Annotated in this window: 11 protein-coding genes; 9 read left to right on the top strand and 2 right to left on the bottom strand. The window is 53.8% G+C overall.

Going from position 1 to position 17109, the window contains the following annotated elements; genetic code table 11:
* Positions 1 to 11: 11 nt before the first annotated feature.
* The 7 genes from KNP75_RS10685 to KNP75_RS10655 all read left to right on the top strand — a co-directional run bounded on the left by KNP75_RS10685 (position 12) and on the right by KNP75_RS10655 (position 9011).
* Entirely contained in the window at positions 12 to 2123 is a 2112-nt protein-coding gene (locus tag KNP75_RS10685; RefSeq protein ID WP_215190350.1) for a heavy metal translocating P-type ATPase, read from the top strand.
* Entirely contained in the window at positions 2120 to 2326 is a 207-nt protein-coding gene (gene copZ / locus KNP75_RS10680) for a copper chaperone CopZ (RefSeq protein ID WP_029595964.1), read from the top strand. The genes KNP75_RS10685 and copZ overlap by 4 nt, the downstream gene beginning before the upstream one ends.
* Positions 2327 to 2671: 345 nt before the next feature.
* Positions 2672 to 3334, top strand: coding sequence for a response regulator transcription factor (locus KNP75_RS10675; protein WP_034776554.1), 663 nt, complete (start codon positions 2672 to 2674; stop codon positions 3332 to 3334).
* The gene (locus tag KNP75_RS10670) at positions 3331 to 4704 is read left to right on the top strand and encodes a sensor histidine kinase (protein WP_215190349.1); all 1374 of its coding nucleotides are present in this window, start codon (positions 3331 to 3333) and stop codon (positions 4702 to 4704) included. The genes KNP75_RS10675 and KNP75_RS10670 overlap by 4 nt, the downstream gene beginning before the upstream one ends.
* 128 nt (positions 4705 to 4832) lie before the next feature.
* Positions 4833 to 5282 (top strand): competence protein ComK, encoded by a 450-nt coding sequence (locus KNP75_RS10665; RefSeq protein ID WP_251128235.1) that lies wholly within the window; start codon positions 4833 to 4835, stop codon positions 5280 to 5282.
* A 108-nt stretch (positions 5283 to 5390) separates the two neighbouring features.
* Positions 5391 to 8459 carry an efflux RND transporter permease subunit gene (locus KNP75_RS10660; protein ID WP_215190348.1) on the top strand — a complete coding sequence of 1023 codons (3069 nt, stop codon included), beginning with the start codon at positions 5391 to 5393 and terminating at the stop codon, positions 8457 to 8459.
* 135 nt (positions 8460 to 8594) lie between these two features.
* Positions 8595 to 9011: a hypothetical protein gene (locus tag KNP75_RS10655; RefSeq protein ID WP_034776560.1), complete on the top strand. Its 417-nt coding sequence runs from the start codon at positions 8595 to 8597 to the stop codon at positions 9009 to 9011.
* A gap of 24 nt (positions 9012 to 9035) precedes the next feature.
* On the opposite strand, the gene KNP75_RS10650 is transcribed toward KNP75_RS10655, so the two are convergent.
* Together KNP75_RS10650 and KNP75_RS10645 are read right to left on the bottom strand one after the other, a co-directional pair.
* Positions 9036 to 9392, bottom strand: coding sequence for a hypothetical protein (locus tag KNP75_RS10650; protein ID WP_034776562.1), 357 nt, complete (start codon positions 9390 to 9392; stop codon positions 9036 to 9038).
* A 55-nt stretch (positions 9393 to 9447) separates the two neighbouring features.
* Positions 9448 to 9828, bottom strand: a complete 381-nt coding sequence (locus KNP75_RS10645; RefSeq protein ID WP_138859867.1) for a truncated hemoglobin — start codon at positions 9826 to 9828, stop codon at positions 9448 to 9450.
* Between the two features lie 158 nt (positions 9829 to 9986).
* On the opposite strand from KNP75_RS10645, the gene addB reads away from it, so the two are divergent.
* Positions 9987 to 13427, top strand: a complete 3441-nt coding sequence (gene addB / locus KNP75_RS10640) for a helicase-exonuclease AddAB subunit AddB (RefSeq protein WP_215190347.1) — start codon at positions 9987 to 9989, stop codon at positions 13425 to 13427.
* Complete coding sequence (gene addA / locus KNP75_RS10635; protein ID WP_215190346.1) at positions 13411 to 17013, top strand: helicase-exonuclease AddAB subunit AddA; 3603 nt, start codon at positions 13411 to 13413, stop codon at positions 17011 to 17013. The genes addB and addA overlap by 17 nt, the downstream gene beginning before the upstream one ends.
* Positions 17014 to 17109: the final 96 nt, after the last annotated feature.

The following is a 17109-nucleotide window of genomic DNA, read 5'->3' as shown; positions in this document are numbered from 1 at the left end:
GAGGTGGACCGATGAAAACCGTCGAACTGTCGATTCAAGGGATGACATGCGCCGCATGTTCGGCCCGAATCGAAAAAGTGTTGAATAAAATGGACGGCGTCGAAGCGACCGTTAACTTGCCTCTTGAAACGGCGACGATTCGCGTCGAGGAAGGTATCACTGAAGAAGAGTTGATTGCCCGAATCGAGAAGATCGGCTACGGCGCAGAACGGAAAGCGGAATTGACCCCGAAACACGACCTCCGCCCGCTCGAACGAAAAGTGCTCATCTCGGCGCTATTGTCAGCACCGCTTCTGCTCGTCATGATTACGCACATCCCGGGTGTGACGTTCCATGCCGATTGGCTCATGAATCCGTGGTGGCAATTCGCGCTCGCCACACCGGTCCAGTTCTGGATCGGGGCCCAGTTTTATAAAGGGGCGTATAAGAGCCTGAAGAGCGGCGCGGCCAACATGGATGTGCTCGTGGCGACAGGGACATCAGCGGCTTACTTTTATTCCGTCTTCGAGATGCTCGTGCATCCGATGCATCCGTCGCTCTATTTTGAGACGAGTGCCGTTTTGATTACGCTCGTATTGCTCGGGAAATGGTTAGAGGCCCGAGCGAAAGAAAAAACGACGGACGCGCTCAAGTCACTTTTATCGTTACAGGCGAAAGAAGCGATTTTACTTGTTGAAGGTGTGGAACGGCCAGTCGCGATCGACTTGGTCAAAGCCGGTGACGTCATCGTCGTCCGCCCTGGCGAAAAAGTGCCGGTCGATGGAAAAATCGTCGAAGGTGAGACGGTCATCGATGAGTCGATGTTGACCGGGGAATCAATCCCATCTGAGAAAAGTGTCGGCGCCGATGTTGTCGGCGGAACGATTAACCGCTCGCACCGGGTCTTGATGGTCGCCGAACGTGTTGGCAGCGAGACGATGCTCGCTCAAATTGTTCGTGTTGTTGAACAGGCGCAGACGGACAAAGCCCCGATCCAACGGCAAGCGGACCGGATTTCCGGTGTGTTCGTTCCAATCGTCGTCGCCATCAGCGCCTTGACGTTCGCCGTCTGGACGCTTGGCTTCAATGATTTGGACATGGCGATCCGGGCCTCGATCGCCGTTCTCGTTATCGCTTGTCCGTGTGCGCTCGGTCTCGCGACACCGACATCGATCATGGTCGGGACGGGCCGTGCCGCCGAACGTGGTGTCTTGTTCAAAGGTGGCGGTCAGCTCGAATCGTTGAATGGGGTCGATATCGTCGTCTTCGATAAGACGGGGACGCTCACGAAAGGTACGCCGGAAGTCGTGGCGACGTTCGGAGAGACGTCGTTCTTGAAACAAGCCGTCATGGCCGAACGTCAGTCGACGCACCCGCTCGCCGAGGCAATCGGTCGGGGCGAAGGGGACGGTCAGGTCGAACGCGTTGAAGAGTTGGCCGGTCGAGGATTGAAAGCGGTCGTAGATGGGAAACCTCTTCTTATCGGCTCGGTCCGTATGATGCAAGAAGCCGGATTTGCATTACCGGAGTGGGACATGCAGGCGATGACGCCGGTCTATGTGGCCGACGAGTCTGGGGTCGTTGCGGCGTTTGGTCTGCAAGATCGGTTGAAAGACCAAAGCCGTGCCGTCGTCCAACAACTTGCCAAGACGAGACAAGTCTACGTCTTGACCGGTGATCGGAAAGAAGTCGCATTCGACGTCGCCCGTCAACTCGGGATTCCGGAAACGAACGTCATCGCCGAGGTATTGCCCGTCGAGAAGGCGGATCATGTCGAGGCGCTGAAACGCCAGGGCCGTGTGGCCATGGTCGGGGACGGGATGAATGACGCGCCGGCGCTTGCTGTCGCTGACGTCGGCATCGCCTTCGGAAGCGGGACGGATATCGCTCTTGAGGCGGCCGATGTCACCGTGATGGGGCAAGATATCGATGGGGTGAACCGTGCCATCGAGATGAGTGCGTTGACGATGCGTAACATTCGTCAAAATTTGTTCTGGGCGCTTGCCTATAACAGTCTCGGTATCCCGGTCGCAGCGGCCGGTTTGCTTGCCCCATGGATTGCCGGGGCGGCCATGGCGTTCAGTTCGGTCTCGGTCGTCTTGAACGCGTTACGATTGAAAACACAAGGAGGAACATCCAAATGAATGAAACGACATTAAAAGTAGAAGGTATGACATGTAATCACTGCAAGGCGGCGGTCGAAGGCGCCTTGACAGAACTTGAAGGCGTCGAGTCAGCGATCGTCTCGTTACAGGACCATCGGGTCGATGTCATCCACAACGATAAAATTTCAGTGAAAACGATGATCGAAGCCATCGAAGAACAGGGTTACGACGTCAACGCATAATCGAGAGCTCCCGCCTAGCATGGCGGGAGTTTTTTTGTCATGTTCATGCTAAGAAAAGTATGCTATATTATAGGTGATAATGAGAATCGCTATCAGTAGGAAGGTGGAACATGATGGAACTCATGATGATCAGCGGTGTACTGGCCCTCCTTAGTGGCGGCACGGTATTCCTCGCACAACAGATGCGCACTCGGCCGACGCGGTAAGGAAGGGGGAACCCTTCTTTTTTTGTGGGCTTGTTTGCGTGTCGTGAACACATTGAGCGCGGAGGAAACGGCTACATTCCCATCATTCATCCACAATTGTTTGATATGATAAATAAAAAACGTTGCAGAGGTGACTGGAATGTACACAATCTATTTAGTCGATGATGAAATCAATTTAAATAAGATGCTCGTCACGTATTTAGAGCAAGAAGGGTATCAGGTCCGTTCGTTCACCGACGGGACCTCGGCCCAGGCCGCAATCAAAGACGAACCAGACTTATGGGTGCTCGATATCATGCTCCCGGACCTCGATGGGTTCCAATTACTGAAACAAATCAAAGCGAAAAACGCGTTCACGCCGACGATTTTCATTTCGGCGCGAGATGAGGATATCGATAAAATTATCGGACTCGAGATGGGATCGGACGATTACATCGCGAAACCGTTCTTGCCACGGGAACTGGTCATCCGCGTCAAAAAATTGATCGACCGTGTCTACGGTTCGAAATCGAATGAGCATATCGAATATGGGGAATATACGATTTATCCTGAGAAACGTCTCATCAAGCATGAACAAGATGAGATCGATTTGACATCAAAAGAGTTCGACTTGCTGCTGCTCTTCCTCGAACATCCGGGCTCTGCCTTATCACGCGAACAGATTTTAGAAGGGGTATGGGGCCATGACTATTTCGGCTCGGACCGCGTCGTCGATGACTTGGTACGCCGTCTCCGGAAGAAACTGCATCGCCTTGAGCTCGAAACGCTCTATGGCGTCGGTTACCGACTCGTTAAGCCATGAAGCTCGATCGTCTCCAGCCGAAACGGCTCATGTGGAAGATTTGGGTATTGATCCTTCTGATCATCGTGACGCTCGCCTTGATGATTTTGTTGACGATTCGTTCCTCGATCACGCAGTTTATCGATGAACAAGTGTACGAGACGTTGCAAGATGTGGATTATTACCTGGGGAATACGAATGAGCTAGAAAACATTCCGCAAAATCCGATTGAGTATGACCGTCGCCAACAAGAATCCCGATCGGTCAACCAGCTCATCTTTTTGCCGAATGGACGCATCATTTATGGTTCGGCCCCGCTTGAATTGACGAACCGGATGTATCAAGAGGCGCTCACGCAGACGAGCGAGGTCGCCAAATACCAGACGACGATTGATGGAGAGGACGTCTACTATATCATCCGGCAGAACGAGTATGATGGGGCTCTAATTTACCAAGCTTCCTATGCCTGGGACGCTTACCGGCGTGAACTTGTCTCGACGCTCTACTGGCGCATCTCGATTTTAATCGGCGTCATCAGCCTGTTGTCGTTAATCCCGGCTTTATGGATGTCGCGAGAATTGACGAAACCGATCGTCGAGATGGAGCGGGCGGTCGAGAAAATCTCGAACCGACAATGGGAGACGGTGCTCCCGCTCGCTCGTCAAGATGAGCTCGGGCAGTTGGCCCGCTCGATTGACGCGATGCGGCAAGAGTTGCAAGAGCAAGACGTGGCCCAACAGGCGCTGCTCCAAAACATCTCGCACGACTTGAAGACGCCGATTATGGTCATTCGCGGTTACGCCCAATCCATCGGGGACGGGATTTATCCGACCGGGGATTTGAAAGGGTCGGCCGAAGTCATCGATGAAGAGGCGTCCCGGCTCGAGAAGAAAGTCGTCGATTTGTTATATGTCACGAAGCTCGAATACTTTAAAGGCCAGGAGATGCGGCTTGAACCGATCAATCTCGATAAGTTGATGGAACTGCTCGTCAGCCGATTCAAACTGCGAGGCAACTTGGACTGGTCGGTGACAGGACATGCCGGCGAGATGCTCGGGGACGGAGAACAAATCCGTGTCGCCTTCGAGAACGTGCTCGATAATGCCTTGCGCTATGCCGAGTCGACGATTCGAATCGAACTGACACGCTCCGAGGCGGGTGTCGACATCACCATTGAGAATGATGGTCCCCCGGTCGACGCGAACCTCGACTTGTTCCATCAGTTTTCGCGAGGGAAACAAGGGAAGTTCGGTCTCGGCCTGTTCATCGTTCAACGAATCGTGACACTCCACGAGGGGACGGTCGACTTGGGAAATACAAAAGACGGAGTACGTGTGCATTTTCACTTTCCCCAATCGAAATCGTTACAGAATAAGAAATTAGATCACTGAAATTAAAAAACCAGCCGATAATCGGTTGGTTTTTTTAGTGGGAAATATATGAACGCGATTTGTTTAAGTCTTCATTTCTTGGTATGAATGACATGTAAGTCACTATATCCATGATGGAGGCAAATCAGATGACTCAGTTGACGAATGAAACAAGAGCTTTGATTCCAGTTTTCAATGAGTATGGGGAGGCGGAGACGCTCGTCTATCAATCCGACGGTGTATCGCGAATGAAGGGATCACCCCTGTATTTACTTGAATCGGCCTGTCTGTATTACGGTTCAAGCATTCAAGGACGAATCGAGGCGGCCCGTAACGTACTCGGCCCGCACCGGAAGACACCTGTCATCATGGATTGGCATGCGGATGCGATCTTTTTCCCGACGATCGCAAAAGAGAGTCCCGAATGTGCCTGGATCAATTTTTCTCAAGTCCTCGATGCTAAGAAGAGTGGTAAAGGAAGTCGGATTATCTTTCATTCGGGTGAATCGGTCGAGGTCCCGGTCTCAAATCATACCGTCTATAAGCAAAAGCAACGGTCCATCGAGTTATCGTATTCGTTTCAAAAACGCTTTCACTGAAGCACATTCAACTGTGTTTAAAGATTGAAATGAATGGTGAACCCCTCTATGATAAAGAAGAATAGTTCATATGTGTATTTGCACATTATCTGAAAGTGAGGGGTCAACATGTTTTTTCAAAAAATGATTGAACGAGGAAAACTGGTCATCGTGTTTTTGCTCGTCGCAGTCGTCGTCGGAGTGCTCACGTTCTTCCAACTTCCGAAACGTGAAATTCCAGAGACGAGTGTCAATATCATCTTGATTCAAACGCCATATCCTGGCGCGACCGCAGAGACGGTCGAACGGAACGTTACGAATATTTTGGAGACTGAATTGAGAGGACTCGATGGTATCGAGAATGTGTCATCATTATCCGCATCCGAGTTCTCGAATATCACCGTCGAATATGAAGACGGCTTCGATCGAAGTGAGCTGCAGTCGAATGTACGCCAAGCGATCTCAGACGCTGCGCCTCGCTTGCCAGAAAATGCGCTGGCTCCGACCGTCAATGATTCGATCGGGCAGTTGCCGGTCGCTTCTTACTTGTTGACGGCAGGTGATCGCCAAACACTCCAGACAGTGCGTGAAGATATCGAGCGGTTGGAGGAACGTCTGTTGCGGACAGATGGGGTTACCGGTGTGACGATCAAAGGACTACCGGAAACGGAATTCGTCGTCTCGCTCGACTCGGCGGAACTCGGGGAGCGTCAACTTGCTTTTCCGGACGTCTTGACGGCGATCAATGAAGAATATAAGACGACCCCGCTCGGTCGCCAGTCGACTGAAGATGGGATTTACCAATTGGCGATCGATAGTTTGACGAACGTCAATGACATGGGCCAAGTCGTCGTCGGCTCAGTGGATGGGACGCCTGTCCTCCTTGAAGACGTCGGAACGGTCGAAGAGACGGAAAAAGCGGTCACGGACCTCGTTTCACTCGACGGACAACCTGCCGTTTCCTTGACGGTCACGATTGAACCGGGTCAAGATATCCCGACTCTTCAAGAACGCGTCGACGAAGTCGTTGCGGATGAAGTCGGGGACGTGAATGGTGTCGAACTTGTTCCATATTACGAGCAGGCCAAAGCGGTCGATGATATTTTCTCATCCCTCACTCGTGAATTCATCATTGCCATGATTGCGGTCATCGTCGTCACGACGATCGGGCTCACGTTCTCAGGCTCGCTGATTGTCAGCTTAGCGATTCCATTGTCGTTCTTGCTCGCGTTGATTCCACTTCGTTTCACCGGAGTCGACTTGAACCAAATCTCAATCATCGGGGCTATTATTGCGCTCGGGATCCTCGTCGATGACGCCATCGTCGTCAATGACAACATCCTGCGCCGTTACCGAAAAGGTGACACGGCGATGGGCGGTGCCGTACGCGGGACGAAAGAAGTGTGGGGCTCGATTGTCACATCGACGCTCGCCGTCGTCTTCGCCTTCTTGCCATTGACACTCCTCTCGGGAGCGAACGGGAACTTTATCCGTGCCTTGCCGACCGTCTTGGCCTTGTCGGTGCTCGCTTCGATGCTCATCAGTTTGACGCTCGTGCCGATCGCCCAGTACTGGTTGAATCGGAAGCAAGTGAAAGTATCGAAACGCGAGCCGGGTTGGTTAGGTGGGCCACTGAACCGTCTCAGTAATTTCTATGCAGATACGTTATTACCCAAAGTCGCGAAGCGTCCATGGACGTTCGGTCTCGTCGGTTTCGTCATCACGACCGCATTGTACGGCTTGATCTTGTTGACGCCGTTCGAATTCTTCCCGGCTGCGAACCGGCCAGAAGTCGTGACGAGTGTCACCTTGCCGGTCCAAACCGACCTTGAGGAGACGGAACAGAGACTTCGAGCGATCGAGGAAGAGTTCCAAAGTATTGACGGTGTCGTCGAGACATCTGTCTTTGCGGGCGGGGGCCTACCGAGCCTCTTCACGGGAGGGCTCGATCAGACCGGTGAAAACACGGGTCAAATCGTCGTTCGTGTCGACAACGAGACGATTGATGCGATTCAATTGATCGACGAATATACGACACAAATCCGGGAAAACAACCCGGATGCTGAAATCTTCTTGGATACGCAGCAACAAGGGCCGCCGACTTCGGCACCAGTCGAGTTCACGATGCGCGGTGAAACGATTGAGCAACTCGTCACGGCCCGGGATACCGTGAAAGCGGACCTTGAAGCAATCGACGGTGCACTCGTGCTCGACAACATTAAAGAGCCGTTCCAGACGCTCACGTATGAACTTGATCGTGACGCGATGGCGGCCGCTGGTGTGACCGCGAAATCAATCAGTGACCAGATTCGCCTCGTCACGGACGGCATCCCGATCGGCACGTTTGATGACGGAGTCGAACAACGCGATGTGAAAATCGTCGTCGATGCGGAAGCGAACCGTGAGGCGCTCGCCTTAGACGATATCCTCGTCCCAGTTCAGACGGAGGCAGGTCCTCCGGTCGCACCGCTCAGTACGTTCGTCACTGAGACGACGACAGAACAGATTCAACAGATTCCGCGTGAGAACGGGGAACGGATCGTGACGCTCCAAATTTATGCGAGCGAAGGCATGGACGAAGAGGCGTTCAAACAAGACGTCGACCGCGTGCTTGCTGACGCCGAGGCGTCATTGACCGATGAAGGAATCGCGTTCGACCAATCCGGCGCGAGCGACACACAAAACGAGTTCTTCCTTGAACTTGCTACGTTGTTCGTCGTCGTCTTGTTCTTGATCTTCTTGATCATCGCGTTCCAGTTCAATTCACTGTCACTTCCGCTCCTCGTCTTGTTCACGATTTACTTGGCGATTGCCGGTGCTGTGGTCGGACTGTTCGTCACCCAGACACCATTTAGTTTCATGGCCTCGATGGGGATCGTCTCACTAGCCGGGATCGTCGTTCGGAACGCAGTCGTCTTGTTCGAGTTCATCGAGCAAGGAATTCGCGACGGCATGGCCGTCACGACCGCCGTCTATGAGGCGGGACGCGCCCGGATTCGTCCGATTCTGTTGACGGCGTTGACCGCTGTCGTGGCACTCTTGCCGGTCGCACTTGGAGAAGACCCACTGTTCCGACCGCTTGCTATCGGAATCGTGTCAGGAATTCTCTTCTCGACCGTATTGACGCTCGTGCTCGTTCCAGCTTACTACTTGATTTTGGCGAAACGTCGCCATCGAGATAAGCCGTTCACGGAGTAATGTGGCAAACAGAGGGTGGTCCGAACCGGGCCATCCTCTGTTTTGTGAACGAACGTTCACGACAACTCATGTTTTCCCTAGATGTTGTATGGGTATAATAAGAAAAGGTACTTCAGTATATTGGAGGGAATAGACATGAACGATTCGTACACATGGATCAATCGGCGCAAGATGCGCCCTGCTTATAGCGCGACAGGGGGTCGCTCGTGGACGAGTGAACGGATAGTCCGACCCGATGCGGCTCGTGGGCGCACCGTGCGTGGCGTCAAACGTGTCCGTCGCCCGTACACCGATGAACACGGTGTTCGTCGTTATACGACGGGACGTGTCGTCATTACCGATGCGGCTCGTCAGGCGCGTGCGCACGGTCACGGCGAGTCGGCGGTTCAACTCGAGCTGTCGGTGCCGACACCGTATGAACGGGTGAAAGAGATGATTCCGACGAAAAAAGTGCTCGTGCCGGTCATGGCCGGGATTGCTGTCGCCGGAGGACTTGCGGGTGCGATTTACGCGCTTCGTAAGAAAAAACAAAACAAAAACAAGCACAAATAAAAAAATCGCCCGCGGGCGATTTTTTTATTTGAGGCGATCCGCGAGAATCCGTTCGAGCTGTTGCTCGCCGAGTTCACGCATCTCTGCTTCGTTCTCTTGGTCATACGACTCGTCTGTGAAACGGCCGACGAATTCGACTTTCCCGTTCCCGAGTTCACGGAACACGAGGTTTTTGCGATCGTTATAGAAGACGACGCGGTACTCTCGTCCATTCTCATGTGGATAGTTGAACACGCCTTTAATATGGTCCATGTTCTTTTCTTCGGGTTGGTCTTCTTCCTCTTCATCCTCTGCGAGGGCGTCGGCGAGGACTGCCGTCGGTTCTACTTCTTCCGTTTCTTCTTCAGAGGAAACGGCCTCTTTTTTTTCTTCTTCTGTCATGAAAAACGACCTCCTTTACTTACTTTCTTATCATACCCGCTTTTCGAAAGGCTGACTACTCAAAATGGTGGGAGCAGACGCGGACGACGTTCGAGGATGACATGATCAAACGATGGAACAGTTGTTGCTTGACCGATTCGGGGGCATCGACTGTTTTGAGCGCTTGCTCCATGCAGCCGAGCCAGTGGCCGGCGTGCGTTTCCGAGATCGGGTGGTCGCGATGGATCATCGCCAAGTTGCCGCCACCGCGACGTTCCGTATACAGTTTCGGTCCCCCGAGCAGTTGTGTTAAAAACTCAAACTGATGCGCTTTGACCCGGTCTTTGTCGTCCGGGAACAACGGCAATAAGATCGGATCGGCGTAGACGAGGTCGTAAAAAGCGTCCACGAGTTGCTGAACGCCACGTTCGCCTCCAAATTGTTCATATGCACTCATCTTCTTTCCCCCTCATACGTTCAGTCTAATCGATTTTTGCGGAAAAGGGGACTGAAGCGGGCTGGTCAATTTTCTTCCCGGGCTGTTAAAGGATTTCCCTCTACAAACGAGGTCGAATGGGTCATAATAAAGAAAAAAGGGAAGGGGTGTTCGCCTAAATGACGGTCACTTTTCATGTCGGGCGTTCCGGGAGCGGAAAAAGCGAATGGATGACGAAACATGTCATCGAAGAGCTGAAGCGTGACCCGAGCGGACCGACCATCTATATGCTCGTCCCAGACCAAATGTCGTTCGAGATGGAACGGAAGATGGCGATGACGGACGGCTTGAACGGGTCGACCCGGATTCAAGTCTTATCGATGCGTCGACTCGCCTTTTTGATGATGCGCGACCGGGGCGTCGCGACCGAACAGTTTTTAGATCAGACAGGGACGCACTTGCTGTTGCGCCGCGTCGTCGAGATGAACGAGGAACGATTGACGTTGTTCCGCCGGACGATGAACCAGTTCGGATTTTACGAGGAACTGAACCAGTTGATCACGCTCCTCAAGCGCGGCCTCGTCGATCCCGAGCAGTTGCTCCGCTTAAGCGAGCAAGACCAACATCGGTCACTCAAACTCCAAGATTTGTCGATTCTTTACGAGGGTTTCTTGACGATGACGGAAGGGAAATCGCTCCACGCGGAAGACTATTTCAACGTGTTGCTACAACTGTTGCCGGACATCGATTTGACCGGGACGCAGTTTTACGTCGATGGGTTCAATGAATTTTCGGAACAGGAGCTGGCCGTGCTCGTCGCTTTAGCGGAAAAGGCGCCGCTCGACGTGCTGTTGACGATTGACCCGGATTCGCTCTATCGGCCTCATCCGTCGTTCGGACCGACGCAACGGACACTCATGCGTTTCAAAGAGTTGTTGGCCGAGCGCGGTCTCTCGTCAAACGACCACCCTCATACAGGATCTCCGCGCTTCCAACATCCGAGCCTGGCCTATCTCGAGGCGACGTTCGGGCAAGTGACGGCAGCCCCATACACGCGTCCTGATTCGAACGTGGTGTTGAACGCGGCCGTCGACCGGTCGGTAGAAGTCGAGGCGGCCGTCCGTGAGGTCGTGCGGCTTGTCCGCGAGGAAGGATTCCGCTATCGCGATATCGCTTTCGTGTCACGCTCGCTTGAGGAGTACGGCGACTTGGCGACACAAGCGCTCCAAAAAATGCGGTTGCCGTTCTTCCTCGATGAGCGTCAACCGATGCTCGATCATCCCGTCGTCGAATTATTGAAGGCGACGATTGACATCGCGATCCGCGGCTATCGGGAAGAACCGGTGTTTCGGGCGCTCAAAACCGAACTGATTTTGCTCGATGCGGAGCATCGACGCACGTCGGTCGACCGGCTCGAGGCGTTCGTCATCGAGCGCGGGATCAAACATTATCACTGGCACGAGGATTGGTATTTGCGACGCCGAGCCGAAGAAGAGGCACGGCTGACCGGGGAAGAACTTGACTTGGAGACGGCACTCAATCGTTACCGCCAAACCGTCGTTGACACGTTCGACCCGCTGTTGGCCGATTTAAAAGCGGCGAAGACGATGCAAGCTTACACGCACGCCATCTATGCCTTTTTAGAACGGGTTGATGTGGCGTCTTGTCTCGCCTATTGGCGCGAGGAGGCGCTCGAGGAATCAAGATTGCTCGAAGCGAGAGAACATACCCAAGTGTGGGATGCCGTGTTGCACTTGCTCGAACAGTTGGAAGCGGCGGCGCCAGATGAGACGCTCTCGACCGAACTGTTCCTGCAGATGATGGATACCGGGCTCGACAGTTTGCGTTACGCGCTCGTCCCGCCATCTCTGGACCAATTGACGGTCACTGATTACGTCCGGGGCCGCTTGATTGATAAAAAGGTCGTCTTCTTACTCGGGGCAAACGAAGATCAAATCCCGCTCGTAGCGACCCAGTCGAAACTGTTAACCGACCAGGACCTTGATTTCATGCATGACAACGGCGTTCGGGCCGGGAAAGCGACCGAGCATTTATTTGATGACGAGACGTACTATTTATACAAGGCGCTCACGGCACCGAGCCATCGTGTGTTCGTCAGCTATGCCCTCGTCGACCGGGCTGGCAAGGCGATTCAACCGGCGAGTTTTATCGCTGACCTGAAAGCCCGCCTCAGTGGCGGGAAAGTCGTGACGACCCATTTCGCGGAAGCCGGGGAACATCGCCCGAGCGACCAGCTGTCTTTTATCACGAACGTGAATCAGACGGCAGCGGTGACAGCGCTCGAACTGCAACGACTCAGCCGGCATTATCCGATTCAAGATACGTGGTTCACGGTGTACAACGAACTGTTGAAACATCCGGAAGGCCGCGAACGGATTCGCTTATTGACGAGTGCACTCTTCTATCAAAACGTGCCACAACCGTTGCCGGAAGATGTCGCCAAGTCACTTTATACAAACTCGATTCGAGCGAGCGTCTCGCGGCTCGAGACGTTCCAGGCTTGTCCGTTCCGTCACTTTGCGAGCTATGGGCTCCGTTTAAAAGAACGTCGCCTGTATCGGTTAGAAGCGCCGGATATCGGAAACTTGTACCATCGCACGATCGAGCATATGTCCCAGACCGTGAAAATGGACGGGAAAGAATGGCGGGATGTGAGCCGCGACGAGTGTTCGTCACTCGCCGAGGCGGCCGTCGAACTCGTCACGCCGGAAATTCAAAATGCGATTTTGATGAGTTCGAACCGGTATGGCTATTTGAAGAAGAAATTGACCGATGTCGTCAGCAAGACGGCGGAAGTATTGATCGAGCAATCGAAACGGGACGGATTCGACCCCGTCGCTTTCGAACTCGCCTTCGGCAGCGGCAATTTCCCGCCCGTGTCGTTCACGCTCAGTAACGGGGCGACGTGTGAACTTGTCGGTCGCATCGACCGCGTCGACACGGCCTCGGTCCATGATCAGCTTTACGTCCGGATTGTCGACTATAAGTCGAGCAAACGAGAAATCGACTTCGCCGAAATCTATTACGGGCTCGCCATGCAGATGCTCATCTACTTGAAAGTGCTGATCGAGCAGGCGAACGCGTGGACGCAAGAGAATGTCGCCCCAGCAGCGGCGCTTTATTTCCACGTCCACCGGCCGCTCGTCGCACCGGGCGAGACGGACACGGACACCGAGCGGAAGGTGCTCGAGTCGTATCAGATGCAAGGGTTGCTCGTCGACGATCCGGCCATTTTAGAGGCGATGGACCGGACGGCGAAACTCGATCAGAAAAAATCAATCGTCATCCCGGTCAAGTACAAGAAAGACGGGACGATCGATGCGAATACGACGAAAAAAGTCGTCTCCCCGCCGCAGCTCGAGCAATTGATGGACCATGCCCTTAATTTGGCGGAGGCGAGCGCCGAGGCGATGTATGACGGTGAAATCGGAGTCGAGCCATATGAATATAAAGAACGACGGCCCTGCCAGACGTGCCCGTTCCAAAGTGTCTGTCACTTTGATGAGGCGCTGTCTAATGAGCCACGGCAATTGAAGAAATTAGAAAAAGATGACGTCTTGTCAAGATTAGGAGGTGACGTCGATGAAGTGGACGAATGACCAACAAGCGGCCATCGATGCCAGAGGATCCCACGTGCTCGTCTCGGCGGCAGCCGGTTCCGGCAAGACGGCCGTCCTCGTGGAACGGCTCGCGAGCCGTCTCTTGGATGAGACGGACGAATTGACGGCGGACCGCATGCTCGTGGTCACATTCACGAATGCGGCGGCGGCCGAGATGAAACGTCGAATCGCCAAAGCACTCGACGGGGCACTCCGTGACGATCCCGAGAACGCATATATTCGAAAGCAACGCCAAATGCTCAACCGGGCACTCATCACGACGATTCACTCGTTCTGTCTCGAAGTGATTCGGGAGAATTATTATTTGCTCGACCTCGACCCGGCGTTCAAAATCGCCGAGGAACGGGACTTGGTGCTCTTGCAGGACGATGTGCTCGAAGATGTGCTCGAGGAGGCGTACGGTCAACAAGACCAAGCTTTCTTCGCTTTGATTGACGCTTATACGTCGGACCGGGGCGACAGTGAGATCGAGGAATTGATTCTCGGCCTCTATCACTATGCACGGACGCTACCAGACCCGGAAGCGTACTTGGACGAACTTGTGTCGTTGTATCAGTTCGATGGGGATCCTGACGAGGAACAACTGTTGATTGAATTCGGGCGCCTGCTTTGGGTAGACATCGAAAAAGCATTGCGTCAGCTCCGTCGCGTCGCCATCGAACTTCGCCTCGCTGGTTATGAGGCGCAATCTGAGAACGTGCAACAGGCGATTTTACCATTTGCGAATCTCGATCCGGACTCGTTCAAGTGGAGCGAGCTCGAGACGGCTTCCCGCGCCGTCAAGTTCGGGACGATGAAATCCGTTCAAAAGAAAGAAGAACATCACGTCTATCACACGGTATTGAAGCCGGCGTACGATCAGGCGAAGAAGAAGTTAAGTGAAGCCATCGCCCAAGCGAGCACGAGTGGGGCCGATTATTTGGACGTGTTGATGACACAACGTCCGCTCGTCGAGACGCTCGTTAAGACCGTTCGGACGTTCGGTGCCGCCTATGAACAGGCGAAGCGGGACCGTGCTTTTGTCGACTTCAGCGACCTCGAGCATTATGCGCTCGCCATTTTACGAGACGAGGGAGGACCATCTTCGGTCGCTTCGCTTTACAAGCAACGTTTCGCCGAAGTATTGATCGATGAGTATCAGGACACGAACGAGATTCAAGAGACGATCATCGGGCTTGTCAGCAATGAAGTCGAGCATGTCGGAAATCTGTTTATGGTCGGCGATATCAAGCAGTCGATTTACCGGTTCCGTCATGCCGAACCACGCTTGTTCATCGAGAAGGCGACGCGCTTCAAACAGCATGGGTCGGGACAACGGATCGACTTGTCCCAAAACTTCAGAAGCCGAGCCGAGGTACTTCACGGCATTAACGACTTGTTCGTCCGGTTGATGGACGAGGAAGTGAGCGAAATCGAATACGATGAGGCGGCACGTCTCGTCCCGGGGCGTGACTATGAGGCGCTCGAGGCGAGTCCTGAACTCATTCTCGTCAACGGGGAGAGCCGCGACTTGTCGAAACAAGAACTCGAAGGCCGGGCCATCGCGACCCGGATTTTAGAGCTCGTCTCGGGCGAGGAACCGTTCAAAGTGACCGATGAAGCGACAGGTTTGCTCCGGTCGTGTGAATATCGTGACATCGTCATCTTGGTCCGTTCAAAGAAAGAGCGGGTCGAACAGTTGATGGATATTTTGACACAGTACAACATCCCGGCCTACACCGATTCGGACGGGGGATACTTCCAAGCGACGGAGATTCGGATGATGCTCGCGGTGTTGAAACTGATCGACAACCCACTCCAAGACATCCCGCTCGCCGGGGCGCTTCGCTCGCCGATGTTCGGGTTCAGCGACCAAGAGTTGGCGAAAATCCGCCTTGAGTCGGAAGAGTCGTTCTTTGAGGCGCTCAAAGCGAAAGCAGATGATGAGGACGATCTCGGTCTGAAGTGTGGCGATGTCCTCGACGCGTTGTCAGCGTGGCGCACGTTCGCTCGCAACCACAGCTTGTCAGAATTGATTCAACAAGTGTTCAACGACACAGGATTTTATGATTTTGCCGGCGGACTGCCGGGCGGGAAAGGGCGCCAAGAAAACTTGAAGGCGCTCTATGACCGGGCGTTGTCGTATGAGCGGAGTGGTTACCGCGGCTTGTATCGTTTCCTCCGCGTGATGGATCGGCTTCAGGATAACGGTGAGGACTTGTCCGAGGCGCGTTCACTCGGTGAAGAAGAAAACGTCGTCCGGATCATGACTGTCCATAAGTCGAAAGGACTGGAATTCCCGGTCACAATCGTCGCTCAGCTAGGGAAGCAGTTCAACAAGCGCGATCAAATGCAGCGCGTCATCTTCCATAAACGTTACGGAATTTCCCTCGACGCGATTGACGTCGTCACGCGCACGAAGACGGAGACGTTCGTCAAAGAGATGATTCGCCGCGATCTCGATGCGACGATGAAAGCCGAAGAGATGCGCGTCTTGTATGTCGCGCTCACGCGCGCGAAAGAAAAACTGATTTTGGTCGGGACGGTCAAAGAGCCTGGGAAACAGATCGGGCAATGGTTGCACGTCGAGCAAACCGGGACGACTTTATCGGCCGATGCGCGTCGTGAGGCGAAGACGTATCTCGATTGGGTCGCTCCGGCGCTCCTAAAACTCGAAGGGGCGGCCCCGTTTTTAGAAGAGCAAGGGTTGCCAATCGTCGCACCCCAATCGGAAGCGACCCCGTGGACGTACCGTATCATCGGCGAAGAGGACTTGGCGGAAGTCGCCACGCTCCAAGAGATGATGGCGCAGCTCCATCACGTTAAACAGTTCGAGGCGATCGACTTTCCGGTCAAAGACGAGGCGAACGTCACAGACTTTGTCCGCCGGGCGTTCACTTATGAATATCCGGGCCAAGCCGCGACCGAGACGGCTGCCAAGCAAACGGTCACGGAGCTGAAACGCGCGCTCCAACTCGAGCAGGCGGCGTTTGAAGAGACGTACCGGGCGAGTGACACCCCGTACCGAGAGCCGAAGTGGAAACAATCGAAACAGACGGGAGCCGAGCGGGGTACGACGTTACACCTTGTCTTTCAATTGATCGACCCGTCTGAACCGCTCGCCTTACAAATTGATCGCTGGGAAGCCGACGGCATGCTCAGCCCGGTCGAGGCCGAGACGGCAAGGCTTGCCATCCCTGAAATCGAGGCGTTCTTTGCTTCAGACACGGGGCGCGCATTAACGGCAGCGCTTCAAACCGGGACAGGCTGGCGCGAGTTGCCGTTCACGTACACGGTTCCGGCCGAACGGGTCAATCCGAGCGGGACGTTCACTGACGAACATGTGCTGATTCAAGGGATTATCGATTGCCTGTTCCATGACGGCGAGACATACGTGCTTCTCGACTATAAATCGGACTCCGTGCTCTTTTCGAGCGAATCCCGTGAAGCGGCGAAACAAATGTTGCGCGACCGTTATCATGTCCAATTATCGCTCTATCGCGAGGCCATCGAGGCGATTTGGGGGATCACGGTCGGGCAGATGCTCATTTATTCGCTCGAATTACAGGAAATTGTTGTATTATAATGTAGACGTTGTGAAGAAAAAGGGGTACGGTTATACACCGTACACCCTTATTTTTTGTGATTACGAACTGAATCCGTTAAAATAATGGAATGGGAT

The organism is Exiguobacterium sp. s6 (genome assembly GCF_018618155.1).
Classification (GTDB): domain Bacteria; phylum Bacillota; class Bacilli; order Exiguobacteriales; family Exiguobacteriaceae; genus Exiguobacterium; species Exiguobacterium mexicanum_A.
Note: the sequence above shows the minus strand (reverse complement) of the source record. Positions and strands in the feature narration are given on the sequence as shown.

Bases quoted from the DNA above. Each gene is read 5' to 3' on its own strand.
- KNP75_RS10685 (WP_215190350.1), top strand. From the start codon at position 12: ATGAAAACCGTCGAACTGTCGATTCAAGGGATGACATGCGCCGCATGT.
- copZ (WP_029595964.1), top strand. From the start codon at position 2,120: ATGAATGAAACGACATTAAAAGTAGAAGGTATGACATGTAATCACTGC.
- KNP75_RS10675 (WP_034776554.1), top strand. From the start codon at position 2,672: ATGTACACAATCTATTTAGTCGATGATGAAATCAATTTAAATAAGATG.
- KNP75_RS10670 (WP_215190349.1), top strand. From the start codon at position 3,331: ATGAAGCTCGATCGTCTCCAGCCGAAACGGCTCATGTGGAAGATTTGG.
- KNP75_RS10665 (WP_251128235.1), top strand. From the start codon at position 4,833: ATGACTCAGTTGACGAATGAAACAAGAGCTTTGATTCCAGTTTTCAAT.
- KNP75_RS10660 (WP_215190348.1), top strand. From the start codon at position 5,391: ATGTTTTTTCAAAAAATGATTGAACGAGGAAAACTGGTCATCGTGTTT.
- KNP75_RS10655 (WP_034776560.1), top strand. From the start codon at position 8,595: ATGAACGATTCGTACACATGGATCAATCGGCGCAAGATGCGCCCTGCT.
- KNP75_RS10650 (WP_034776562.1), bottom strand. From the start codon at position 9,392: ATGACAGAAGAAGAAAAAAAAGAGGCCGTTTCCTCTGAAGAAGAAACG.
- KNP75_RS10645 (WP_138859867.1), bottom strand. From the start codon at position 9,828: ATGAGTGCATATGAACAATTTGGAGGCGAACGTGGCGTTCAGCAACTC.
- addB (WP_215190347.1), top strand. From the start codon at position 9,987: ATGACGGTCACTTTTCATGTCGGGCGTTCCGGGAGCGGAAAAAGCGAA.
- addA (WP_215190346.1), top strand. From the start codon at position 13,411: ATGAAGTGGACGAATGACCAACAAGCGGCCATCGATGCCAGAGGATCC.